At 44.7% G+C, this 23,660-nt stretch carries 28 protein-coding genes; 16 read left to right on the forward strand and 12 right to left on the reverse strand.

The genetic code is table 11. The features are described from left to right. The first annotated feature begins 17 nt into the window (after nt 1–17). The gene (gene metH, locus OV592_RS02265; RefSeq protein WP_406610249.1) at nt 18–3,698 is read left to right on the forward strand and encodes a methionine synthase; all 3,681 of its coding nucleotides are present in this window, start codon (nt 18–20) and stop codon (nt 3,696–3,698) included. A 226-nt stretch (nt 3,699–3,924) separates the two neighbouring features. Next, the gene (mgtE, locus tag OV592_RS02270; RefSeq protein WP_016402124.1) at nt 3,925–5,262 is read left to right on the forward strand and encodes a magnesium transporter; all 1,338 of its coding nucleotides are present in this window, start codon (nt 3,925–3,927) and stop codon (nt 5,260–5,262) included. A gap of 66 nt (nt 5,263–5,328) precedes the next feature. Here mgtE and OV592_RS02275 read toward each other — a convergent pair whose 3' ends face one another. Together OV592_RS02275 and OV592_RS02280 are read right to left on the reverse strand one after the other, a co-directional pair. Continuing rightward, complete coding sequence (locus tag OV592_RS02275; protein ID WP_016402123.1) at nt 5,329–5,676, reverse strand: hypothetical protein; 348 nt, start codon at nt 5,674–5,676, stop codon at nt 5,329–5,331. A 73-nt stretch (nt 5,677–5,749) separates the two neighbouring features. Next, nucleotides 5,750–7,669 carry an ABC transporter ATP-binding protein gene (locus OV592_RS02280; protein ID WP_406610250.1) on the reverse strand — a complete coding sequence of 640 codons (1,920 nt, stop codon included), beginning with the start codon at nt 7,667–7,669 and terminating at the stop codon, nt 5,750–5,752. Between the two features lie 101 nt (nt 7,670–7,770). On the opposite strand from OV592_RS02280, the gene OV592_RS02285 reads away from it, so the two are divergent. Beyond that, nucleotides 7,771–7,968 (forward strand): YheV family putative zinc ribbon protein, encoded by a 198-nt coding sequence (locus OV592_RS02285; protein ID WP_016402121.1) that lies wholly within the window; start codon nt 7,771–7,773, stop codon nt 7,966–7,968. Nucleotides 7,969–8,086: 118 nt separating this feature from the next. Here OV592_RS02285 and OV592_RS02290 read toward each other — a convergent pair whose 3' ends face one another. Genes OV592_RS02290 through OV592_RS02300 form a run of 3 tightly spaced genes read right to left on the reverse strand, consistent with a single transcriptional unit; the run spans nt 8,087 to nt 9,793 of the window. After that, on the reverse strand, nt 8,087–8,584 hold the full coding sequence (locus OV592_RS02290; RefSeq protein ID WP_016402120.1) for a GNAT family N-acetyltransferase: 498 nt from the start codon (nt 8,582–8,584) through the stop codon (nt 8,087–8,089). Nucleotides 8,585–8,592: 8 nt separating this feature from the next. Beyond that, nucleotides 8,593–8,814, reverse strand: coding sequence for a SlyX family protein (locus OV592_RS02295; RefSeq protein WP_016402119.1), 222 nt, complete (start codon nt 8,812–8,814; stop codon nt 8,593–8,595). A 1-nt stretch (nt 8,815) separates the two neighbouring features. Next, a complete protein-coding gene (locus OV592_RS02300; protein WP_016402118.1) occupies nt 8,816–9,793 on the reverse strand; it encodes a WD40 repeat domain-containing protein in 978 nt (325 codons plus the stop codon). Nucleotides 9,794–9,940: 147 nt separating this feature from the next. Here OV592_RS02300 and fkpA point away from each other — a divergent pair, with 147 nt between their 5' ends. Further along, nucleotides 9,941–10,708 carry an FKBP-type peptidyl-prolyl cis-trans isomerase gene (gene fkpA, locus OV592_RS02305; protein WP_016402117.1) on the forward strand — a complete coding sequence of 256 codons (768 nt, stop codon included), beginning with the start codon at nt 9,941–9,943 and terminating at the stop codon, nt 10,706–10,708. Nucleotides 10,709–10,805: 97 nt separating this feature from the next. Here fkpA and rsd read toward each other — a convergent pair whose 3' ends face one another. Beyond that, nucleotides 10,806–11,285 (reverse strand): sigma D regulator, encoded by a 480-nt coding sequence (gene rsd / locus OV592_RS02310; RefSeq protein WP_406610251.1) that lies wholly within the window; start codon nt 11,283–11,285, stop codon nt 10,806–10,808. Nucleotides 11,286–11,469: 184 nt separating this feature from the next. Between rsd and nudC the strand changes: the two genes are divergently transcribed. The 6 genes from nudC to OV592_RS02340 all read left to right on the forward strand — a co-directional run bounded on the left by nudC (nt 11,470) and on the right by OV592_RS02340 (nt 15,118). Continuing rightward, a complete protein-coding gene (gene nudC, locus OV592_RS02315) occupies nt 11,470–12,264 on the forward strand; it encodes an NAD(+) diphosphatase (protein WP_249483406.1) in 795 nt (264 codons plus the stop codon). Nucleotides 12,265–12,368: 104 nt separating this feature from the next. After that, nucleotides 12,369–13,433 (forward strand): uroporphyrinogen decarboxylase, encoded by a 1,065-nt coding sequence (gene hemE, locus OV592_RS02320; protein WP_406610252.1) that lies wholly within the window; start codon nt 12,369–12,371, stop codon nt 13,431–13,433. A 172-nt stretch (nt 13,434–13,605) separates the two neighbouring features. Next, nucleotides 13,606–13,788: a hypothetical protein gene (locus OV592_RS02325; RefSeq protein WP_016402113.1), complete on the forward strand. Its 183-nt coding sequence runs from the start codon at nt 13,606–13,608 to the stop codon at nt 13,786–13,788. Between the two features lie 24 nt (nt 13,789–13,812). Further along, nucleotides 13,813–14,595, forward strand: a complete 783-nt coding sequence (locus OV592_RS02330; protein ID WP_406610253.1) for a sulfite exporter TauE/SafE family protein — start codon at nt 13,813–13,815, stop codon at nt 14,593–14,595. A gap of 10 nt (nt 14,596–14,605) precedes the next feature. Next, entirely contained in the window at nt 14,606–14,926 is a 321-nt protein-coding gene (locus OV592_RS02335; RefSeq protein ID WP_016402111.1) for a hypothetical protein, read from the forward strand. 24 nt (nt 14,927–14,950) lie between these two features. Next, nucleotides 14,951–15,118, forward strand: coding sequence for a PLDc N-terminal domain-containing protein (locus OV592_RS02340; protein WP_016402110.1), 168 nt, complete (start codon nt 14,951–14,953; stop codon nt 15,116–15,118). On the opposite strand, the gene OV592_RS02345 is transcribed toward OV592_RS02340, so the two are convergent. Next, nucleotides 15,115–15,498 (reverse strand): TM2 domain-containing protein, encoded by a 384-nt coding sequence (locus OV592_RS02345; protein WP_406610254.1) that lies wholly within the window; start codon nt 15,496–15,498, stop codon nt 15,115–15,117. The genes OV592_RS02340 and OV592_RS02345 overlap by 4 nt on opposite strands. A gap of 2 nt (nt 15,499–15,500) precedes the next feature. After that, on the reverse strand, nt 15,501–15,713 hold the full coding sequence (locus tag OV592_RS02350; protein WP_016402108.1) for a DUF4177 domain-containing protein: 213 nt from the start codon (nt 15,711–15,713) through the stop codon (nt 15,501–15,503). 255 nt (nt 15,714–15,968) lie between these two features. On the opposite strand from OV592_RS02350, the gene OV592_RS02355 reads away from it, so the two are divergent. After that, a complete protein-coding gene (locus tag OV592_RS02355; RefSeq protein WP_016402107.1) occupies nt 15,969–16,205 on the forward strand; it encodes a TIGR02922 family protein in 237 nt (78 codons plus the stop codon). A 43-nt stretch (nt 16,206–16,248) separates the two neighbouring features. On the opposite strand, the gene OV592_RS02360 is transcribed toward OV592_RS02355, so the two are convergent. Further along, nucleotides 16,249–17,181 carry a D-2-hydroxyacid dehydrogenase gene (locus OV592_RS02360; RefSeq protein ID WP_406610255.1) on the reverse strand — a complete coding sequence of 311 codons (933 nt, stop codon included), beginning with the start codon at nt 17,179–17,181 and terminating at the stop codon, nt 16,249–16,251. A gap of 115 nt (nt 17,182–17,296) precedes the next feature. Here OV592_RS02360 and OV592_RS02365 point away from each other — a divergent pair, with 115 nt between their 5' ends. The 3 genes from OV592_RS02365 (at nt 17,297) to OV592_RS02375 (ending at nt 18,824) form a co-directional block, all read left to right on the forward strand. After that, nucleotides 17,297–17,884 (forward strand): YjaG family protein, encoded by a 588-nt coding sequence (locus tag OV592_RS02365; protein ID WP_406610256.1) that lies wholly within the window; start codon nt 17,297–17,299, stop codon nt 17,882–17,884. Nucleotides 17,885–18,049: 165 nt separating this feature from the next. Then, nucleotides 18,050–18,322 carry a nucleoid-associated protein HU-alpha gene (hupA, locus tag OV592_RS02370; protein WP_016402104.1) on the forward strand — a complete coding sequence of 91 codons (273 nt, stop codon included), beginning with the start codon at nt 18,050–18,052 and terminating at the stop codon, nt 18,320–18,322. Nucleotides 18,323–18,470: 148 nt separating this feature from the next. Then, nucleotides 18,471–18,824, forward strand: coding sequence for a sirohydrochlorin chelatase (locus tag OV592_RS02375; RefSeq protein ID WP_406610257.1), 354 nt, complete (start codon nt 18,471–18,473; stop codon nt 18,822–18,824). Between the two features lie 140 nt (nt 18,825–18,964). Here OV592_RS02375 and OV592_RS02380 read toward each other — a convergent pair whose 3' ends face one another. Further along, the gene (locus OV592_RS02380) at nt 18,965–19,396 is read right to left on the reverse strand and encodes a hypothetical protein (protein WP_016402102.1); all 432 of its coding nucleotides are present in this window, start codon (nt 19,394–19,396) and stop codon (nt 18,965–18,967) included. Nucleotides 19,397–19,658: 262 nt separating this feature from the next. Between OV592_RS02380 and OV592_RS02385 the strand changes: the two genes are divergently transcribed. Together OV592_RS02385 and OV592_RS02390 are read left to right on the forward strand one after the other, a co-directional pair. After that, nucleotides 19,659–19,850, forward strand: coding sequence for a hypothetical protein (locus OV592_RS02385; protein ID WP_406610258.1), 192 nt, complete (start codon nt 19,659–19,661; stop codon nt 19,848–19,850). Between the two features lie 103 nt (nt 19,851–19,953). Next, nucleotides 19,954–20,433, forward strand: coding sequence for a peptidylprolyl isomerase (locus tag OV592_RS02390; RefSeq protein WP_220719202.1), 480 nt, complete (start codon nt 19,954–19,956; stop codon nt 20,431–20,433). A 39-nt stretch (nt 20,434–20,472) separates the two neighbouring features. Here OV592_RS02390 and leuA read toward each other — a convergent pair whose 3' ends face one another. Both leuA and OV592_RS02400 read right to left on the reverse strand, forming a co-directional pair. Further along, nucleotides 20,473–22,152 carry a 2-isopropylmalate synthase gene (gene leuA, locus OV592_RS02395; RefSeq protein ID WP_406610259.1) on the reverse strand — a complete coding sequence of 560 codons (1,680 nt, stop codon included), beginning with the start codon at nt 22,150–22,152 and terminating at the stop codon, nt 20,473–20,475. A 270-nt stretch (nt 22,153–22,422) separates the two neighbouring features. After that, nucleotides 22,423–23,526 carry an ABC transporter ATP-binding protein gene (locus tag OV592_RS02400; protein ID WP_406610260.1) on the reverse strand — a complete coding sequence of 368 codons (1,104 nt, stop codon included), beginning with the start codon at nt 23,524–23,526 and terminating at the stop codon, nt 22,423–22,425. Between the last annotated feature and the right edge of the window lie 134 nt (nt 23,527–23,660).

Here is a 23,660-nt window from a genome sequence, read left to right on the forward strand (position 1 = left end):
AGAAATAGGATGTTCCCGTGTCAGCAAGGCCTCAATTAGAAAAGCAACTTTCTCAACGCATCATGATTATTGATGGCGGCATGGGAACCATGATTCAATCTTACAAGTTGGAAGAGGCTGATTACCGCGGAGAGCGCTTTGCTGATTGGCATACCGATGTGAAAGGTAACAACGATATGTTGGTCCTTTCTCAGCCTAAAATCATTGCCGATATCCACCGTGATTATCTACTTGCCGGCGCTGATATTCTCGAAACCAATACCTTTAACGCCACCACTATCGCCATGGCCGATTATGACATGGAAGCTTATTCTGCTGAGATAAACCGAGAAGCAGCCAGAATAGCCCGTGAGGTGGCTGACGAAGTTACCGCGCTAAACCCAGAGCGTCCGCGTTTTGTAGCGGGGGTGTTGGGCCCAACTAACCGTACTTGTTCTATTTCTCCTGATGTAAACGATCCAGGTTATCGAAACGTTACTTTTAACGAGTTAGTAGAAGCTTACGAAGAGTCTACTAAGGCTTTAATTGAAGGCGGTAGCGACCTGATCCTTATCGAAACTATCTTCGATACCTTGAATGCTAAAGCAGCAGTGTTTGCGGTTAAATCAGTTTACGATGAATTGGGCATCGATTTACCCATAATGATTTCCGGTACTATTACTGACGCGTCAGGGCGTACCTTAAGCGGCCAAACAACCGAGGCATTTTATAACTCCTTGCGCCACGCCGAACCAATTAGCATGGGTCTGAACTGTGCGCTTGGTCCCGATGAGCTACGCCAATATGTTGAAGAGCTAAGCCGGGTAAGCGAGAGCTATGTGTCGGCTCACCCTAATGCGGGTTTACCTAATGCCTTTGGTGAATATGATCTAGAAGCCAAAGAAATGGCAGAACATATTGGTGAATGGGCTCGCGCTGGCTTCCTAAACCTTGTAGGTGGTTGTTGTGGTACAACGCCAGAACACATTAAAGCAATGGCCGATGCCGTTGAAGGTGTTACGCCGCGCCAATTGCCAGAAATAGACGTTGCCTGTCGTTTATCTGGACTAGAGCCTCTAACCATTACTCCAGAAACCTTATTTGTAAATGTGGGCGAGCGTAATAACGTTACTGGCTCGGCCATGTTTAAGCGCTTAATTAAAGAAGAAAACTACGATAAAGCCATCGAAGTTGCTTTGCAGCAGGTAGAAAACGGCGCGCAAATCATCGATGTGAACATGGATGAAGGCATGCTTGATTCTAAAGCTGCCATGGTGCGCTTTTTAAACATGGTTGCTTCAGAGCCAGACATTGCCAAAGTACCGGTAATGATCGACTCATCAAAGTGGGACATTCTTGAAGCGGGTTTGCAGTGTGTGCAAGGTAAACCTGTAGTTAACTCCATCTCTATGAAAGAAGGGGTGGAGCCTTTTATTGAGCAAGCCAAAATTCTTCGCCGTTATGGCGCTGCCGTGATTGTGATGGCTTTTGATGAAGTGGGGCAAGCTGATACGCGAGAGCGTAAGTTTGAGATATGTAGCAAGTCGTACGATATTTTGGTGAATCAAGTAGGCTTCCCACCAGAAGATATCATCTTCGATCCTAATATCTTTGCTGTAGCTACCGGTATCGACGAGCATAACAACTATGCAGTTGATTTCATTGAAGCGGTTAAAGACATCAAAGATAACTTGCCTCATGCGATGATCTCGGGCGGCGTCTCAAATGTAAGTTTCTCATTCCGCGGAAACAACCCTGTACGTGAAGCTATTCACGCGGTATTCCTGTATTACGCCATTAAAAATGGCATGGACATGGGTATTGTAAATGCAGGCCAGCTAGCCATTTACGAAGACATTCCCAAAGAGCTTAAAGACAAAGTTGAAGCGGTTGTACTAAACACCCATGACAATGCTACAGAAGAGCTGTTAGAGATTGCCGAGAAGTACCGTGGTGACGGAACGCAGCAAGAAAATGCTCAAGATTTAGAGTGGCGGACGTGGGATGTAAATAAGCGCTTAGAACACGCTTTAGTCAAAGGTATTACCGAATTCATCGAAGAGGATACGGAACTGGCTCGCCAAGCTGCAGAGCGTCCGCTGCATGTGATTGAAGGGCCATTAATGGATGGCATGAACGTAGTGGGCGATTTATTTGGCGCCGGTAAAATGTTCCTTCCGCAAGTGGTTAAATCGGCGCGAGTGATGAAGCGAGCTGTGGCCTATCTGCAACCTTATATCGAAGCAGAAAAAGGCGAAGGGCAACGCTCTAACGGCAAAATTGTTATGGCCACGGTAAAAGGTGACGTACACGATATTGGCAAAAATATTGTTGGCGTGGTGCTGCAATGTAATAACTTTGAAGTGATTGACCTAGGTGTGATGGTGCCTTGCGATAAAATCTTAAAAGTAGCCAAAGAAGAGAAGGTAGACATGATTGGTCTATCTGGCTTGATTACACCTTCGCTAGATGAAATGGTGCATGTTGCTAAAGAAATGCAGCGTACTGGCCTAGATATCCCACTGCTAATTGGTGGTGCGACAACTTCTAAAGCGCACACCGCAGTAAAAATTGAACAAAATTACGAAAAGCCAGTTGTTTACGTATCTAATGCCTCTCGTGCAGTAGGGGTATGCCAAAGTTTGTTATCAGACGAGCTGCGCCCAGCCTTTGTTGAAAAACTCGATAAGGATTACGACATTGTGCGTGAGCAGCATGCACGTAAGCGACCTCGCACTCCACCAGTTACATTGGAAGCCGCACGCGCTAATGCAGTAAGTATTGACTGGCAAAATTATACGCCACCCGTGCCTAAGCAGTTGGGCATTCAGCAATTTGAGAATGTATCAATTGCCGAGATAGAACCTTATATCGATTGGACACCATTCTTTATGACCTGGTCTTTGGCCGGTAAATATCCACGTATATTAGAAGATGAAGTGGTAGGTGAAGAAGCCAAACGTATCTTTGCTGATGCAAAGGTGATGTTAGAGCGTTTCAAAGCCAAGGACGAAATAAAAGTGTCTGGCGTATTTGGGCTATTCCCTGCCAACAGCGTGGGTGACGATATCGAAATTTATCGCGATGAGTCGCGTAGCGAATTGCTGGGTGTAAGCTCTCAGCTTCGCCAGCAAACAGAAAAGAAAAAGGGTGCCAACAATTGTTTGGCCGACTTCATTGCGCCTAAGTCTTCTGGTAAGGCAGACTATTTTGGCGCATTTGCCGTGACCGGCGGGATTGGTGAAGACGAATTAGCTGAAGCCTACAAAGAAGATGGCGATGATTACAATGCCATTATGGTGAAGGCAGTGGCCGACCGTTTAGCAGAAGGGTTTGCTGAATACTTACATGCGCAGGTGCGTAAAGAGTATTGGGGTTATGCTGCCGATGAAGCGTTAAGCAACGAAGAACTGATTCGCGAAAACTATCAGGGCATTCGTCCTGCGCCTGGTTATCCGGCCTGCCCAGAGCATACCGAAAAAGGCTTAATTTGGGAGCTACTTGATGTTGAGCAGCGTATTGGCATGCAGTTAACCGAAAGCTACGCCATGTGGCCCGGTGCAGCGGTATCTGGTTGGTATTTCTCGCACCCAGAGAGTCGTTACTTTGCAGTAGCGTCTATTCAAAAAGATCAGGTTGAAGATTATGCCCAACGTAAAAACATGTCTTTGGAAGACGCTGAGCGTTGGTTAGCGCCTAACTTGGGTTACAACAGCTAAAACAACTACATATTTCTGCTCTGAGGCGCTGCTCTCGGAGCGGAAATTGCTTGAATTAAAGGCGATTCCCCCCTACAATTTGCGCCGATTTTATCACTGAGAATCTTCTATGAACCCGGACCCCGACAGTCGAAACTTTTATTGTTTTTTAAATCTTATACAAAAAATTTCCTTCGTGTAGTCCGTCTCGTTGATGTCTGGCTCTATGCGATAGCTGGAGCAGTACATGGCACAACTTCAACAAAAACTAGAGCTAGCTTTAGTTAATCTCGATAAACCAACTCTTCGCTCTACCCTTGATGAGTATCACTTTGCAGATATTGGCCAAGCCTTAGCAGAGTTCGAACCTAAAGAAGCGTTACCGCTAATTTCCATGTTCTCCTTGGGTGATCGCGCCAAGGTTTTTTCTTATTTGCCGCCTTACTTGCAAGCCGATGTTGCCGGTTTGATGAAGCGTCATAAATTGGCTGCCTTATTTTCACGTATGGACGCCGATGAGCGGGCCGATTTATATAATGATTTAGACGAAGAGCAGCGCGCCATGGTGTTACCGGGTTTAGCGCAAGCCGAACGTGAAGATCTACGTAAGCTGTCAAGTTATGCAGAAGGTACAGCGGGGGCGATAATGACCTCTGACTACGCCACCTTAAAAGAGCATTGGCTAGTTAGCCGTGCGCTTAAGCAGTTGCGCTTAGAAGCGCCTGATAAAGAAACCATCTACCAAACCTACGTGATTGATGGCCAGCGCCGTTTGCGCGGCACAGTGTCTTTGCGTGAGTTGATCTTGGCCTCTCCAGATACTCAAGTACGTGAGTTAATGCGTACCGAAGTGGTATCGGTAACCGTTGAAGAGAGCCAAGAGCAAGCCGCTAAGCAAATTCGTCATTACGACTTACTGGCTTTACCGGTGGTTGATGAGGTGCAAAAGTTAGTGGGCATCGTGACTTACGATGACGCAATGGATGCAGCCGTTGAAGAAGCCACCGAAGATGCGCAAAAAAGTGCCTCGGTAGGTAAGTTAGATGAAACCGTTGATCGCGTGAGCATTTGGGAGCTGTATCGCAAGCGGGTAATGTGGCTGGTATTACTGGTGTTTGGCGCAATGTTCTCGGGTGCTGGCATTGCTCACTTTGAAGATACCATTGCCAGCCATGTTGCCTTAGTGTTCTTTTTACCTTTGCTTATTGGCAGTGGCGGTAACGCAGGCTCGCAGGCGGCTGCGCTTATGGTACGTGCATTAGCAACCGGTGAAGTAGACAAAAATGACTGGTCTAAATTATTTGCGCGAGAGCTACTGGTTGGTTTGGCTTTGGGCTTAACCATGGCAGCGGCAGTTTATAGTGTTGGTGTATTTCGTGGTGGACCAGATGTCGCCATGATCGTTTCAATGTCGATGATAATTATTGTACTAGTAGGCTCACTAGTCGGTTTGAGTCTTCCGTTCTTGCTCAATAAGATGAAGATGGACCCTGCCACAGCATCGGGGCCTTTAGTGGCAACCATTGCTGATGTATCTGGGGTATTGGTGTATTTTGGGCTGGCCAGCATGGTGCTAGGTTTATAAAGCTGCCATAGCGAAGAAACAAAAAAGCGAGTACTAACACTCGCTTTTTTGTTGCCTTTATAAGGGCTATTTAGCTTTCTTTTCGCTGCTATTAGCTGGTTTTATTAAGCCAACACCTTCGCGAATAATCATTAGGCCTACGCTGACTAGCTTCACACAAACCCAAAGGAATACAACTAATACAATAACCTTAATAAAGGTTTGAAATATCTCGAAAAATTCTTCGCTTACTTGCTCGTTAATCGCGTCGGTATCTGCCATTAGCCATTCAAAGAAGCCTTGCATAAATGGGGCATCATGAGGCAGTGATACTAAACTGATGGTTTGAGGTAATACATAGGCTATTACTGCAATACCCACCACAATAAGCACAATGGCAATAATCAATCGTGAGCGGTCTAACGCCGTGTTCATATACATCCTTGAATCTTTATTAATAGTTTTATTGTTAGCTACCTTACTGCACTAACAAAATTGGTCAAGTGGCTTAATTAGCCTGCTCGATGCCAAAAGCGTGTTGTTGCTCTTCTAGCTGTTCTTGCAGGTCAAACCAGCTTAGCTCAGTTTCTTCGAGTTCGCTCTTAAGTTCTGCTTGTTGTTTTAATAATTTTTGTAGCTGATTTTTGTTATCGGCTTCGTACAGTTCTGGTTCAGCCATTTTTTGCTCGATGTCATCAAGCGTTTTTTGGGCTTTAGCACTGCGCTTTTCTAAACTTTCTAATTCTTTACGAATGCCTTTAGTTTGCTGACGAAATTCTGCTTCGCGACGCTTTTGTTCTTTGCGCTGGTTTACCGGGTTAGCGCTATTTGCAGCACTAGCACTGCTGTTCTCTAATCTATTGGCTTGGGTAAGCCACTGCTGATAATCATCCAAGTCGCCGTTAAATGGCGAGACCTGTTGGCTATCTACCAAGTAAAACTCATCGGTGGTCGCACGTAGTAGCGCTCGGTCGTGCGAAACAATAATCATTGCTCCGGTAAACTCTTGCAGAGCCAGTGTTAGCGCATGTCGCATTTCTAAATCGAGGTGGTTGGTTGGCTCATCCAGCAATAGCAAGTTAGGTTTTTGCCAAACTACCAAGGCCAATACTAAGCGGGCCTTCTCGCCACCGCTAAAGGGGGCAACTTGCTCGAGCGCTTTATCTCCCTGAAAACCAAAGCTGCCTAAATACTTGCGTAGTTCAGCCTCGGTGGTGTTTGGTGCTAAGCGCTGCAAATGCTGCATGGGTGTATCGTCGGGGCGCAGTGTTTCAAGCTGGTGCTGAGCAAAATAACCCACTTTAGCCATTTTGTTTATTTCAACATTGCCAGCGAGTGCTTTAAGTTCGCCTGATAACAGCTTAATAAAGGTTGATTTACCAGCGCCATTACGCCCCAACAAGCCAATTCGGCTGCCGGGAACTAAGTTAAATTTAACCTGTTCTAAAATGGTTTTGTCTTCATAACCGGCGCTCACCTTTTCCATAGTGAGCAAGGGAAGTGGCAAGTTGTCGGGCTCTCTAAAGTGGAAGCTAAACTGCGAGTCGACATGTGCTTGGCTTATCACTTCCATTTTCTCTAGCGCTTTTAAGCGGCTTTGCGCTTGCTTAGCTTTGCTGGCTTTGTAACGGAAACGATCCACAAAGCTTTGCATGTGGGCGCGCTCGCGTTGTTGTTTCTCATACATAGCTTGTTGTTGAGCTAACTGTGTCGCACGCATTTGCTCAAAGTCGGAGTAACCACCGGTATATTCATTGAGCTTTTGATGCTCAATATGCACGATGCGATTAACAATGTTATCGAGGAAATCACGGTCGTGCGAAATAAGGATTAAGGTTCCGGGATAGCGCTTTAGCCATTGCTCTAGCCATACAACGGTGTCTAAGTCTAAGTGGTTGGTTGGCTCATCAAGTAACAATAAATCGGAGCGAACCAGCAGCGCTTGGGCTAAGTTTAGGCGCATTCGCCAACCACCAGAAAAATCACTCACGCTTTGTTGTTGGCCGGCTTCGCTAAAACCTAAACCAGCCAGTAGCTCGGCAGCTTTGGTTTTTATCTGGTAGCCGCCAATGGTATCCATTTGGGTGTGCAAGGTAGCTATAAGCTCGCCTTCGCCAGATTCTTCAGCGGCAGCGATATCGTGTTCCAATTGGCGAAACTCTTGGTCGCCGTCAAGTACGTAATCAATAGCGCTGCGTTGCAGCTCCGGTGTTTCTTGGGCTACGCTGGAAATTTCCCACTTGCTCGGTACTTTTAGGTCGCCTTCATCAACTTGCAGCTGATTTTTAAGCAAGGCGAATAGCGAAGACTTACCGCAGCCATTTTGACCGACTAAACCCACTTTTTGACCAGCGTGAATAGTGAGGTTGGTTTCTGCTAATAGAAATTTGCTGCCGCGCTGCAGGCTAATGTTGTTGGCTACGATCATGGTTGTTGCTATGTGCTGCTAAAAGTATGCAATAATGCCGCTATGATAACCGATGCGGTGAATGCCGCATAGCAACATGGTAGTGCAAACTAGAGTTAACTATGGCAAGACATCGTTTTATTGCTGGCGCAGTATGCCCAGAATGTAGTGAACAAGATTCTATTCGTTTAATCGTTGAGCAAATCGACGGTGAAGAGCGCGAGCATATTGAGTGCGTAAGCTGTGACTACCGCGCCGAGCGTCCCAAGCAAGCTGCAGAAAAAGCAGAGCAAGATATCATAGGTTTGTTTAAGCCTTAATGAGGTTTTAGCCTTATCGACTTAAGCAATTTGCGGCTCTATTAAGGCATAGCATACCCGTTGATTTCGGTAAGCCATGATCATAATGCTTATTTTAGTCCAGTTAGCTCATCTGACTTTAAGTGAGAGATTTCCCCAGTATTGTTAAGCTGAAGTCTTGCTGATCCATTCGGGCTACATTAGGCAGTTGACCCCAACGTTGATATTCAAGCTTTTCGAATAGGGCTAGGCTAGGGGTATTGTGACTAAATATGAAGGCAAGTAGGATTTCTATTCCTAGCTCTTGGGCTAAGCTTTCGGCCTCAATTAACAACTTACCGCCTAAACCTTTACCACGTTGGCTTTCTGCTAGATATAAACTTATCTCAGCACTATGTTGGTAGGCTGGCCGACCATAAAAATCACTAAAACTTAACCAAGCAATCACCTCTCCTTTTTGTTCTAGCACATATAAGGGGCGCTTAGGATTTTGGTGCTGCTCAAACCAAGCTTGGCGAGAGGTCACCGTTTGTGGCTCTGTGTCTGCCGTTACTTTGCGTGAGGCTATCGTTGAGTTATAGATCTCAACGATGCTGGGCAGATCGGCCTGCTGGGCTAAACGAAATGAATGAGACATGGCCGCGCTTAATAGTGAGGAGGAGGCGTTTCTTGTTCTTGCGGAGCAACTGCTGCGCTGCCATCACCTTCAAACAGTTTGGCGCGAATCAATTTAAACTGGTGCTCTAAGGTCTCTAATTGGCTTTGTTGGCTTTGCAATGCAAGGTTTAGTTGCTCGATAGTGTCCTCTTGAAAGGCCAGTTTTGTTTCTAAGCGTTCAATAACACTTTCTAATTCTTGCTGATTCATACTACTTTTTAACCTGCCAAATTTCGACTAACCCACTGGAGCTTGCGCTCGCTAGTTGGCCATTATCAAGCATCGCTGCACTATACACAACAGCGCTTTTGGGGCGGGTTTTCTTGGTAGGGGTGACCAACCAATCTTGTAAGGCTTGGCCACTGGCAACATGCCAAAGGCTAAGCTTTCTGGCAGCTGAACCGGTGATTAGCCATTCACCATTATTAGTAAAGCTAACGTAAGAGAATATGTTTTGTCTGGCAGTGAGCTTGAGCTTACTCACTTGCTCGCCGCTAGGTAAGGCCCATACTCGCGCAAGTTTGCCGTTGTCAGAAGTAAAGGCATACTTTCCGTCAGATTCTAAAGCCACCGAGGAAACGCGTCCTTGATGAGGGAAACGCAAAATAACTTGCGCGGTTTGGGTATCCCAAAATAAAGCTTGGTAGTCGTTGCCGCCGGTGAGCGCATAGCGCCCGTTGGCCGACAGCGCAACAGCGTTGATTTTTTCGCTGTGGCCTAAAAACTCTAAGCGGCGGCCAGATACCAAGTTAAGGTGAATAACTTTGCCATCGCCTAGGCCAATAAGTACCTGCTGACCATTACTCGATAACGCGATATCACGGATGCTTGATTCACTAAGCTTCCAATAGCCTAGCGCTTGTCCGCTATTTATGTCCCACACCACAAAATCATCACGACTGGCGCTAATAGCAAACTGTTGGCCTTCGGCAATTTTAACTAAAAATACTTGGTTATTTTGCTGGTTTTGATGATCCCATTGAAACAGCTGACGTTGTTGCTTTACATCCCAAAGGCTTAAACCATGATGAATAGAAGAAACCAAACTCAAGCTACCATCACTCGAAAAATCGGCAGCATAAGCACCGTCGGTAGCTTGTTGCCAGCTACTTAGCGGGGGAGCATCGTCACTACAACTGCTGAGTAGCAAAGCGATGCCATAAATCACAAACAACTTAATAAATGTCATTTTTTTACGTTTTTTTACGGAACTGTCACTAGGTTGTGTTGACTAATAGGGTTAGTATAAGGGCTTTGTCGGCTAAGTGTTTAATTATTCATAATGATCTTGCACGCAATGCCACAGATTTAATGCGACTCTATTGGAGATAAATGAATGAAAAAGTATTTTGCCGTGTCGGTTTTAGCCGCCTCGATTTTTGCCGTAACTGGCTGTCAGGAAGAAAAAGCTGAAGCTCCAGCGGCAGCGCAAGTTGCCTTAGAAAATGTAGACCAGCAGCAAGCATACGCGATTGGTGCGTCTGTTTCTCGCTACATTGCGACAACTCTAGAACAGCAAAAAGAGCTTGGTCTTGAATTAGACAACGCATTGGTTCTTAAAGGTATGCAAGATGGACTTAGCGGCGAAGTTGCTATGTCTGAAGAAGATATTCAAGCTTCTCTTAAAGCACTAGACGAAAAACTAGCGGGTTTAGTTGAAGCAAAAGCTGCTGAAGATGCAGCAGCAGCTAAAGCAGAAAGCGATAAGTACCTAGCTGATAATGCAGCGCGTGAAGGCGTAACGGTTACTGATTCAGGTCTTCAATTTGAAGTGCTAACTGATGCAGAAGGCGATAAGCCAAGTGCAGCAGATACTGTAACTGTTCACTACAAAGGCACCCTAACTGACGGTTCTACTTTTGATAGTTCTTACGACCGCGGCGAGCCAGCAACATTCCCACTTAACCGTGTAATTCCTGGTTGGACAGAAGGCGTTCAGCTAATGTCTAAAGGTGCGAAGTACAAATTCTTCATCCCTTCTGAGTTAGGTTACGGTGAAAACGGTGCTGGTAGCATTCCACCAAACTCTATCTTGGTATTCGAAGTTGAGCTAATCGACATCGAGAAAGCTGATGCTCCAGCTGAAGAAACGCCAGCTAGCTAAGTAAGCGTTAAGTTAAACAAAAAACGCAGCACTAGGTGCTGCGTTTTTTTTGGCTAAGCAAAATATAATAAAGGCCGTCATAGGCCTTTACTTAAAGTTATTCTGCGGCTGCGCTTTGCTGGCTATGTTGGTAAAGATGATCCAGTAACTCATCTTCGATAGCAAAGCGAACTTCCATCTCTTGACCCAGTAGTGATAAATCTCTATCAAAACTACCAAGTTCTAAATCTTCGTTAACCTCAGCGTACTTATCATTAAAGGCTAGGGCAGTGTCGGTTGTTTCGGTGATTTGAGGGAGCAGCTTTTCTCCTGGAAGAGTATCGCCATCGTTGGCACATTCACTAACGATTTGCTCGTAGATCTCAAAATGTCCAGTCGAGGCGTAGTCAACTAACTGTTGGCAAAACTGGGTAATTTGAGGCAGTGCGGGTAAAGAGCGTTCGTCACTGTCGTAAGGTGGCAGCCCTGCTAATTCACAATAAGCGATGAGCAATTGTTTTCTGGCATCTAGCCAAGCATCAATAACTTGACTGGCGCCTCCCCATTTGGCTTGAGCTTGTTCTAGTTTGCTTAGCATCGCCCTTGCTCCTAGTTCCCTAATTTATGTAACTATAACTAAATAAAATCGCGGCTTTCGTCAACCGATATTTAGTTTAAGTGCGGCTTGGCTAAACATTTGTCAGTCGGGAAAAGCTTGTTATGTAGTGTAAGCTTGGTCATTATTCGCTAATTGAGCAAGCGCGCGATAAAAAGGATCAACCGTGAATAAGCAATTTGGCTGGTGGTTTTTCACCTGTGGTAACCAAATATTAGTTATTCCTCAAGGGGAGCGGATCCCCTATGGCGATGTTGAAGATTTACCATTGCCTGACTTGGATTTTTCCAAAGTTGAACGTTTTTCCCATTATCAGGGGGAAGCATGTTTACGGCTTGAACTTGCCGAGCCTATTGATTTAGGCATGGGTGAGTGGATAGAACTACGTGCCAGCATGGCGGTATTAAATAGCCAGCTGTTTGACTTAGTGGGAAAAGCCCAACAATTTGCCTTGTTTCTTAAAACGCATCGTTTTTGTGGCAGTTGTGGAGAGGCTTTAGAGCGAGTGGACTGGGAACTGGCAATGCAATGCCAACAATGTGGCTTTCGCGCTTACCCACGTATTTCGCCGAGCATTATTGTATTAATTAGTCATGGTAATAAAGTGCTGTTGGCTAATCATCGGCGTCATCAAAAACAAGAACAACCGATTTACACAGCCATTGCTGGCTTTGTGGAAGCGGGCGAAACTCTTGAGCATACTGTTCACCGTGAGGTACGCGAAGAGACAGGCTTACGGATAAAAAATCTGCGCTATTGGAAAAGTCAGCCTTGGGCATTCCCGCATTCTTTAATGGCCGCTTATTTTGCTGAATACGATGAGGGCGAAATACAGATAGACCGTCGAGAATTAGCCGACGCACAGTGGTTTGATGTAAGCCAACTGCCACATTTGCCACCACCTGGCACCATTGCTCGCGAAATGATTGACCATTGGAGTGAGCAAGTTACCCACAATTAGTGATAATCCGGTGCAGAATTACCCATTGCTAGTGCTAAAGGCTTGAGTTGTTAAGGCAGCTAGTTACAATGCTCTAGCTAAAATTTTAGATAATTGGGAAAGGTATGTCGGAACTCAAAAACGATCGCTATTTGCGCGCACTGTTAAAGCAGCCAGTTGATGTGACACCAGTTTGGATGATGCGTCAAGCCGGGCGTTACTTACCAGAGTATCGCGAGGTTCGCGCTGGTGCCGGTGATTTTATGTCGGTATGCCGTGATGCCGATTTAGCCTGTGAAGTTACCTTGCAGCCTTTACGCCGTTTTGATCTAGATGCCGCCATTTTATTTTCAGACATACTTACCATTCCCGATGCTATGGGCTTAGGTTTGTACTTCTCGACTGGAGAAGGCCCTAAGTTTGAACGCCCTGTTACTAGCAAAGCGCAGGTAGAGGCCTTAGGTGTGCCAGATCCTGAGCAAGAGCTGGGTTACGTAATGAATGCAGTTCGCACCATTAAACGTGAGCTAAAAGGTGAAGTGCCTTTGATTGGCTTCTCTGGTAGTCCCTGGACTTTGGCGACTTACATGGTTGAAGGCGGTACAACCAAATCTTTTGCAGGTATTAAGAAAATGGCCTTTAGTGAGCCAAAGACCCTGCATATGTTGTTAGATAAACTGGCTGACTCAGTAATTCTTTATCTGAACGCCCAAATCGCTGCTGGTGCACAATCGGTGATGGTATTTGATACATGGGGCGGGGTGTTGTCGCCACGTGATTACAACGAGTTCTCGTTGCAATACATGCATAAAATCGTGAGTGGTTTAACCCGCAGTGTTAATGGCCAAGCAGTGCCGGTGACTTTGTTTACTAAAAATGGCGGCCAGTGGTTAGAGCAAATTGCTGCTACTGGTTGTGATGCGGTAGGCCTAGATTGGACTATAAATATCGAAGACGCTAAAAAGCGCGTCGGCGACAAGGTTGCCCTGCAAGGCAATATGGACCCATCAATGTTGTATGCGCCAGTAGAGCGGATTCGTGAAGAAGTACAAACTATTCTGGCAGGCTTTGGTGAGGGTAGTGGCCATGTATTTAACTTAGGTCACGGTATTCACCCAGACGTAAACCCAGCGCATGCTGGGGCATTTATTGATGCTGTGCATGAGTTTAGTGCTAAATACCATAAATAGATTTTTGTGTCGCTCCGCCCACATATTACAAAGTTAAATAACACATATAAGCAGTATGCTTGGTTGTTACACTGAAAATCGCTCGCTATTGCAAGTTAATTTGCTATAGTGAGCGTCTTAGAACTCTTTACGGATGAAGTTCGTTTATACCCGTAACAGAGAGCTTGATGTTATGAAATCCCCACTACAAATAAGCATTGTTGTTGTATTAGTGCTGATCGTTGTTGTCACCTACAAACTAAAAAGTGTTGGTGAATCGAATCTACATCCTTATATTTCTTCGCATTTTTCTAAAAGCGAACCAGAAAATCTTGCGCAACCTTTACGCTTAACGCAGACTGAGCGCATTAACTAAACAAATAGCGCTGTAATTGTTGTGATGTTTTTAAGCTTTCTGCTTATTGGTGCCATTGCTGGCTTGATGTCGGGACTGTTTGGTATTGGCGGCGGTCTAGTTATTGTCCCGGTGTTAATTGGTAGCTTTGGCGCAATGGGCTTTGCCAGTGATTCAGCCATTCATCTCGCAATTGGTACCTCTTTAGCGTCGATTATTGTTACCGCAAGTAGTGCCAGCTATGCCCATTACTGCCGAGGCTCGATTGACTGGCAAGTAGTGAATCGTTTAGGCATTGGTTTAATTGTTGGCTCAATGTTTGGCGCTTGGCTTGCTACACAATTACACGCCGATCACTTAAGTGCTTATTTTGCTGGCTTTTTGCTGTTTATGGCTGCGTACATGGCGTTTGGTCGCACTCCTAAGGCACAAAAAAGTTTACCAGGGCCGCTTGGTACAGGACTGTTAGGCACACTGGTAGGAAGCATTTCAGCAATGTTTGGCATTGGTGGCGGTACCATAACCTTTCCTAGCCTTAGCTGGTTTGGTGTGCCGGCCCCCAAAGCCGTGGCAATTTCTGCGGTATGTGGCTTACCCATTGCGCTGGTAGGCACGATATCTTATATCTACAACGGTTGGCATCTTGCCGAACTACCTAGCTGGAGTTTGGGTTATGTTTATTTGCCGGCATGGTGTGGCATAGTATTAACCAGTTCTATTTTTGCTCGTTTGGGCAGTCGTTTGGCGTATCGCTTGCCAGCGCGACGCTTGAAACAAGCCTTTGCACTATTGTTGCTAATAATGGCAATTAAGTTACTCACAGAATAAGGTTTTATATATGAAGCAGTTGATGTTGGGCATATTGTTTTCCTTGAGTAGTATTTATGGCGCTTATGCAAACGATGAGGTATCTCAAGAGTATTTGGGCGAAGTGCTGGTGGAGTCTCGAGAAGGCCTTTATCAAGATCCTCCCGAGCAAGATTATGCGCGTTTAGTCGCTTTTGGTTTAGACACGCGTTATAGCGTTTTTGTGAGAAGTTGGTTGTACTTTGAGTTGCAAATGGTGACCCAAAAAATAAGCCTACAGCCAGACGATGAAGCTGCGAAAGCTCGCCAACAAATTCTTTTCAACTTACGCCGTCAAATTGATTTAGAATAAGCCCGATTTCAACAAGGAGTATGCATGTCGTTACTGTTAGCTATCACCATTTTGGTGTGTGATGTATTTGCCATCGTAAAAATCATAAAAAGTAGCGCTGAAGTAGGGCGTAAGTATTTGTGGGTATTTTTGATTTGCTTGCTGCCATTGGCTGGCTTTTTACTGTGGTTAGTTAAAGGGCCAAAAGATTAAGCCGATTTAACCTGCTCTAATAATTGCTGCATTTGTTGGTTGTTATAATCTAACACCACTAATTCGGAGCGAAATAGAGCAGGCAGTTCTACTATTGTAATTGCCACCAATAAGCCTAAACCAAGCAGCCCAGCACCTAAGGCTACCAGTAGTATTGCAATTATGGATATTACTAAATTAACCGCACCACGTAGCCATTTCCCCAAATAAAAATGATGCAAGCCAGCTAATAACAGGTAGTTAAGCACCGCGTAACTGTCGGGATCTTTCACTTGTTTTTGCCAGCGCTGATAAAAATGCTTGCGTTGCTCTTGGGGCAACAGAGCAATTTGCGCCCGCAATTGCTCTTGCCGCTGTTCTACTTGCTCGCGATGCAACACCTTTAACGACCTAAAGTGACAATTACCGTTTCGCGGCTCCAAAAAAGCCAGAAACGGCGATTTTCGATTACCTGAAAGACCAACTGCCAGCCATCAGCGGCTTCTTTATTTAAGGTCGCTTCTACTTTTTGCAAAGGCATGCCAGATGCGCCTAAAAACAGGGTGCCAAGAGCGCCTTCGGTAATTGCTAAAACTTTGTATTCTTTAAACGCCATGATTTCTCTCTTCATTTAACTTTAGCGTCGACTATAAGCTATGCTTAAAAGCAAAACCATCATTAACCACTAAACAAAAGCTATGCTAATGTTAATTAACGGATGTTGTTTTGAACAATATGTTTTTTAAGGGATTGTTAGGCAGCGTCCGGAACTGAGTACATAGCTAGAAGCGCTTTAGCTAGGCTAAAGTTGCTATTTGTTGGTTTATTTGTTGCTATTGTTACGTAAATGGCTAAGCCTTAGGGACCTACTATGAAAGTAACCATGCTTTATTACGATGAGGATAACCCGTTGTTGTTGCAACAGCAGGTATTGTCGGGGCTAAACCAAAGCAGTAAAGGCCGGGTGATTATTCCTAATGACGATAAAGTGGGTAAAATTATTATCGCTATTCTTGATGGGGAGGTAAAAGTGCTTAACTCTCTGGGAGATCGCGCGTTTGCGGCTTTTGACTTAGAAAAACAAATTGCTTTTGAAGGTGACTCGTAAACACCGCTAAGGGCAGCGAGCCTTCGCTGCCTAACGTTTCTAGCTAATAACCCTTCGAAAAATCTACTCTATCGGTTAATTCTTCCCCTGCTAAATAGTTCTCCAACTTGCTAGCAAATAGCTCAATGATATCGCTCACTCGGCTGGGCGCTGCAATATGGGGCGTAATAATACAGTTGCTTTGTGACCATAAAGGATGGTTTTTAGGCAGTGGTTCTGGGCTAGTCACATCTAAAATAGCGGTAGCATTGGGCTTGGCTTTTAAAAAGGCGAGCAATGCCGCTTGGTCTAGTGTGTCTCCGCGACCCACATTAAAAAACACCACCTCATCGGCCAAGCTGGCAAAAAACGTCTCGTTTAATACACCAAGGGTTTGCGGAGTATTAGGCAACACCGCAACCACTACTTTAGCTTCGGCACATATTTGTTTATGTTGTTCAAAGTTGGCCACTTGGGTAAACGGTGCTTTGGCTGCGCCGCTATGGCTTAGAGCAACCGTGCGCATGCCAAAATGATTAGCGGTGGTTGCCAAGTGTTGGCTAATGTTGCCACTACCAACGCTGCAAAATGTAAGACCTTGCAAACTAAGGCCTGGTTGAGTTTTCCATAGCGCTTGCTGTTGTTGATATTGATAAGTTTGATGCTGCTGAGTGTGAGCTAATAGGTAAGAAAATACATACTCGCTCATCAACGGGCCAAATACACCGCGGCTATTGGTAAGTATGTAGTGTTGAGGTAGGTTATTTTTTAGTAGCGCATCGACACCTGCAAAACTAGAGTGCAACCATTTCAAGTTTGGCATTTGGGTGACGATGTTGGCTGCCTCGCTAGGCGTAGCTAATAGGATTTCACTCGCCAAAGCCGCTTTGTTCAACAAGCTTGCTTGTTCAGCATAAAACCATTGGCATTGAGGGAAACGCGGGCTTAAAGCCTCGACATACCGCTGAGCTTGAGGAGTTACAATGGTAATTTGCATAGGGCACCTTGTGGTTGAATAAGACTAAACTTCGCTAAGCAAGCGTGCTGGTGTTAAGCTGCATAGCAAATTAGCCCTGATTATCTTAATCGTTTTATTGAGTGCGGAGCAAACCATGCTTACCCCTTGTGATATCGACCGTTTAGCCCAGTTAAGCAGTAAGCAACAATCACTTTATTGTTTAGCTTTATGCCAACGCATGGCGCCAAATTACTTATTGTTTTGCCAAGCTGTAGAGCTGGAACATGACAGTGACTTTAACAAATTACTCAGTCTATTTTGGGAAAGCGCGCTTCATCCTAAAACCAAAATTAACTTTTCTGCTCAGCGTGAGCGCTTTGATAGCTTAATCCCAGACCCACAGAGTTACGACATGTATGGCGTTTATCCTGCCTTAGATTGTTGTGTGGTGGTGGAGTGCCTATTTAATGCTTTACTTGAACCAACTGGTCAAGAAGCTGAACAAGCTAGTCAAACCTCATTAGCTAGTGTTTTAAGCTTGTTAGAGCTGCAATTTGGAGAACAAACAGAACAAGAGATCTTGGCGCATGATTTAGTGATACAAGAGTTGGCTTTTCAAAGTGAATTACTTGACCTAATCGAGCAACTTGAACTAGGCAAAGCGTCTATGCAAGCCTTGAAAACGCTGGCTGCTAACCAAGGTGTGAGCAATTTAGGGATCTGTTTAGAAGACAATGCTTAAGGAATAATCCTCTTTTAAGCGGTGTTTTTGTGACTGTTTACGCATAAATTGGTTAAAGCCCCGCCAAACAAGGCTCTAAAGAAGAAAAACTCTTTGCGCAGCGTTTTTTTTTCTCTTAAAGTGAAGCTGGATTATTTAAAAACGAACATAAAGGATTTAGACATTATGAACAAAACTGAACTAATTGATGCTATTGCTGAAAAAGCTGACCTATCTAAAGCTCAAGCTAAACTAGCACTAGAAACAACTTTAGGTGCAGTAACTGACGCGCTTAAAGAAGGCGACCAAGTTCAGCTAATCGGCTTTGGTACATTCAAAGTTAATCATCGTGCAGCGCGCACTGGTCGCAATCCTCAGACTGGCGCTGAGATTCAAATTGCAGCAGCCAATGTACCTGCCTTTGTAGCTGGTAAAGCATTAAAAGACGCTGTTAAATAGTTTCTTTAAAACCAGCCCTCAACTCTGAGGGCTGGTTTTCTTCAATATCTCCTTTCCCATCTCTAGACACTTTCAGTAAGATACCTGCAATACCTACTCAATTGGCTAGCGCCTAAATTGAATTAATCTTGTAACTCTTAGGAATTGTATGAAAGCCTTATTGGTCGTGGCACACGGAAGCCGCCGTCCTCAATCAAATCAAGAAGTGGTTGAGCTTGCAAAACAGTTGGCTGAAAAGCTAAGTCATTACTCTCAAGTACATGCTGCTTTTTTGGAATTGGTTGAGCCTACGATTCCACAACAGATAGAACGTTGTTACCAGGCTGGCGCTAAGCAAATAACTTTGTATCCGCACTTTTTAGCCGCTGGTACACATGTGGTGAATGACCTGCCACGTATTATCGAACAAGCCACTAACGAGCACCCAGGCCTAACTATAGAGCTGTTGCCACATTTGGGCGGCTTTGATGGCTTGGCCGAGTATATTAGCAAAGCGCTCTAGTTGATATTGGTTGAGCTGAGTTCGCTCGGCTTGGCCTTATAGTTTGCTTAAAGCAGTAAGCCACAGCTTCAAGTTCGCTGTGGCAACTTAGCCGAGCTTTTATACCAAAAGCTTTATGTGGCCTGTCTAGTTGGGTTTACTTAAGCCGTATGCTTAGACTCTGAAAAATCGCGTAATCGCTCTAGCAACTGAGATAAATAATGTGGGTGCGCCAAGCGCAGTAAATCATTCCAATTGCGATAAGTGAGTGTTTCTTTTAACAGCAACACTACTTTGGTTAGCGGGGCCGATCTAAGTAGCTCTGGGCGATACAGGTAGTCACCTCCCTCTTGTACAAACCAAGAACTCGATTCGAAATGCTCAAAAAGCTGCTGGCGCTCCGCTGTTTCTCTTAGTACGGCCAGTTGGTTTAGCTGATCAAGTGAGCGAATGCTTAGGCTTATGCCGGCTAACTCATCAATGTGATGTTGCTGTGGCAAGCTGCGTAGAGAGAATAAATGTTCCATTAATGCTTGCGATGCATTAGACGGGGTTTGGTTGGACGGGTAGGGAACTACGTTGTCGATACTCATCGGCTATCTCCTAGTTTCAACCTCCTTGTTGATTAATATTGCAGCGTTATTGAGTGAATGATAGCGCTTTCAAAGACTCAATCAAGCAAATCACGGTTATTGCTGGTATGTAAAAAATGAATAAGTTAATTAAACCCAAGAAAACTTTTACAAGAAAAAGTATATAAGACTAAGGTCGAGGTGTAGATGTAATAAACTTCGTCTAGGCTGTTTGTTTATCATCTCTAAAATAACTAGAAATACCAGTTGCAGGGAGCACACAATGCAAGACTACCAAGCCAAAGACATGGAGTTGTCATTATTACCCACAAGAAGACGACGCAATAGAAGAAATTCTCTGGCTAAATCGGACTTAGATGTAAACGTTTCCACTAAGCTTCGTGACAATCAGCAAGTTAATAAGAGAGCATTTTCCACTGTCTCCGAGAGTTGTATTGTTCAGCGCTTAGACTGAGATCTAGGTCTGCTAACTAAGTAGCGGCTACGTTTGCTGATAATACTTGGCAAAGCGGCTGCGTTTTGTTGTAGTGTGGCAACGTTTATTTTGAGAGATAGTTATGAAAGTTGCTAAAGACACAGTGGTTCGCTTTGAATATACCTTACATGAAACCGATGGTGCTCTATTAGAGAGCACTAATGGCGAAGCTGTAGCTTATTTACACGGGCACAAGTCGATGATTCCTGCCATTGAAGAGGGCTTAGAAGGTAAAGAAGCCGGTGCCGAAGTTGCCTTGAGCTTAGCCCCAGAAAATGGCTACGGTGTGCGCAACGAAGAAGCCGTGGAGCGAATTTCTGTTAAGCACTTACAGGGCGCTAAAAACTGGAAGGCCGGTATGCCAGCTGTGGTGCAAACAGAGCAAGGCCCACGTCAAGTTACGGTAGTTAAGGTTGGCAAGTTTATGGCGACTATTGACACCAACCACCCCTATGCAGGCAAGCATCTAGACTTTGCTATTAAGTTAGTTGAAGTGCGAGCCGCCAGTGAAGAAGAGATCTCTCATGGCCACGCCCATGGTGCTGGTGGTCATCAGCACTAAACAAGTCTACTCGCGCAGCAGTGCTGCGCGAGCGTTAGTTTAAGCGGGTTGTGGCTGGCGTTGTTCCACAGTGATTAGTTGCTGATTGAATGCACACAATAGGGCTTTTAGGCTGGCAGTTAGTATGTCTTTATCAATTGCTACACCTAGGTAGCGTTTGCCCGCTATTTTGGTTTCTATGTAACATACCGCTTCTGCTTCAGCGCCTTTACTCAAGGCATGTTCGTTGTAGTCTAGAACTTCTATCTGTTGCTTAAACTCGGCGGCTAATCCATTCACAAAGGCTGCTAAAGCGCCGTTACCACTGGCTTGAATATCACAGCGCTGCTGCTTACGCTCAATCAATACTTGGATCTGCTCTTGTTGTTGGTAGTTAACCTGATAATTAGTTAACTTGTAGCCCTGCGCTTGCTCCAAATAGTGATTGTTAAACAATCTCCAAATTTTCTCAGGACTGATTTCTTCACCACTTTTTTCTGCATCGGCTTGCACTATCGCGCTAAATTCAATTAAGGCCCAACGAGGTAACTGAATGCCGTAATCCTTATCCAATATGTAAGCAATGCCGCCTTTACCCGATTGACTATTAATGCGGATCACTTCCTGGTAATCGCGGCCCAAATCAGCCGGGTCTATAGGTAAGTAGGCAACATCCCAGTGTTGATCTGCTTGTTGAATATCTAAACATTTCTTAATTGCGTCTTGATGGCTACCCGAGAAGGCAGTAAATACCAGCTCGCCCACATAAGGGTGGCGTGGGTGAACCGGCAATTGGGTGCAAAACTTCACTACTTGTACTATTTCGTCGATGTCGGCCAGATCTAGTTTAGGATCGATACCTTGGCTATAAAGGTTCATTGCCATGGTTACGATGTCCATGTTACCGGTGCGCTCGCCGTTGCCTAACAAAGTCCCTTCAACGCGGTCGGCTCCGGCTAGTTGGCCTAACTCAGCAGCTGCAATGCCACAACCTCTGTCGTTGTGAGTATGCTGGCTAATAATAATGTCTTCGCGATGGGCAATGTGCTGAATAAACCATTCGATTTGGTCGGCATACACATTGGGAGTAGACATCTCAACGGTAGCGGGCAAATTAAGAATGATTTTCTGCTGTGCTTTGGGGCGCCACTGGGCCACAACTGCGTTGCAAATCTCTACGGCAAAGTCTAACTCAGTGCCGGTAAAGCTCTCGGGGGAGTACTGAAATTGCCAATTAGTGTGTGGGTTTTGGTCGGCATGTTTTTGTAGTTCTTTAGCGCCTTGCACTGCAATATTAATGATGCCAGCTTTGTCTAATTTAAATACCTTATCGCGCTGCACTTTTGAGGTGGAGTTGTACAAATGCACAATGGCATTTTTTGCTCCCTTCAAGGCTTCAAAAGTACGGCTAATTAAGGCCGGACGAGCTTGAGTTAATACTTGAATCGATACATCATCAGGTATTTGATTTGTTTCAATTAACCAGCGTACAAAATCATAGTCTGTTGTAGAGGCGGCTGGAAAGCCCACTTCTATTTCTTTAAAGCCTAATTTTATTAGCAAGGCAAACAAACGCTGTTTTTGCTCTACCGACATCGGCTCGATTAGGGCTTGGTTGCCATCACGCAAATCTACACTACACCATTGTGGAGCTTGATTAATGCTGTTGTTTGGCCATTGGCGATTGGTCAACGCGACCGGTTTAAATGAAGCGTATTTATTGTGATTAAACTGAGACATTGCGACGTCCTTGATATTGGAAAGAAAAATAGAAAAGCCAGTTTGCAGCCAGCGCTTGGCTAGTTAATGCGCTGACTGTGGCTTAGTCGCAGAGTGAAAGTCATAATGTTTATCCCAGAAAACTAATATGGATAAAGTGTAAAGAATAACCTAGGGAGAGTGCTTGCTAAGAGTGTTTGAAACGAAGTGTTTTGAGCAACTATTACTTACCTTTATACAAAGATAAGCAATAATTGTCTCTATAAGGACTTTATTGTAGTGTCGAGATGATTACTGAACAGTTTTGTTGTAAACACGAACCGCTTCATCGGAGTGGTTAAATAAATAACACTCCGACAGTTCACAGCTAAGCGTAATGTCGGTAAAGCGAGCAACTTGGTGATCGCCATTTACGTGCACTTTAATCCCATCAATATCACCTAGCTGACCAAATAAGTAGGTAGCATTACCTAGGCGTTCACTTACTTCGTTTTTGAAGCCAAGTTTTAGTGCGCCAGTATCATCTAAACGCAAGTGCTCGGGGCGTATGCCCAACTTGAGTTCTTCGCCTACGGTTACGCTGTTATCGCGTACTGTAATGCTAATGTGCTGACCATCTGCCAATTGGATATCAGCTTGGTCGCCTTCTAAGGCATGAACTTTACAAGGCATAAAGTTCATCTTTGGTGAGCCAATAAAGCCAGCTACAAAAAGATTCTCAGGATAGTTGTAGAGCTCAAGTGGCGAACCTACTTGTTCAATATTACCGGCACGTAGCACCACAATTTTATCGGCTAAAGTCATTGCTTCAACCTGATCGTGGGTCACATAAATCATCGTGGTTTGAAGTTCTTTATGTAGCTTGGCTATTTGTAAACGCATTTCAACCCGTAATTCAGCATCTAGGTTAGAAAGAGGTTCATCAAAGAGGAAAACACGAGGATCACGAACGATCGCGCGTCCTATCGCAACCCGCTGACGCTGACCACCAGATAGCTCTTTAGGGGTTCTTTGTAACAAGTTTTCCATCTGCAAAGTTTTTGCAGCCATGTTCACCCGTTTATCGATTTCAGCTTTTTCTACGCCGTTCATCTTCATGCCAAAACCCATGTTCTCGGCAACCGTCATGTGTGGGTATAGGGCATAAGATTGGAATACCATTGCAACCCCGCGCTCTGCTGGGTCTACATTGTTAACTATTTGATTATCAATGCTTAACTGGCCGCCTGAAATGTCTTCTAGACCAGCAATCATACGCAGTAGGGTAGACTTACCGCAGCCCGAGGGCCCAACAAATACTACAAACTCTCCGTGTTTAATATCTAGGTCAACGCCGTGAATCGTTTCAATTTTGGCGTAGCGTTTCACTAAGCCGGTAAGTGTTATATCTGCCATTTTCTATCCCTATCTTTGGTTGCTTTTAAATCTTAGCAACGGAACAAGTATGATGTTGATCATAAATCTTACTTTACCTTAACATTCTCCTTGTGAAAACGTTTACTTGTCACAATTTTTGATCTAAGTTTGAT

Origin of the sequence: Agarivorans sp. JK6, assembly GCF_045277145.1 — a bacterium.
Classification (GTDB): Bacteria; Pseudomonadota; Gammaproteobacteria; order Enterobacterales; family Celerinatantimonadaceae; genus Agarivorans; species Agarivorans albus.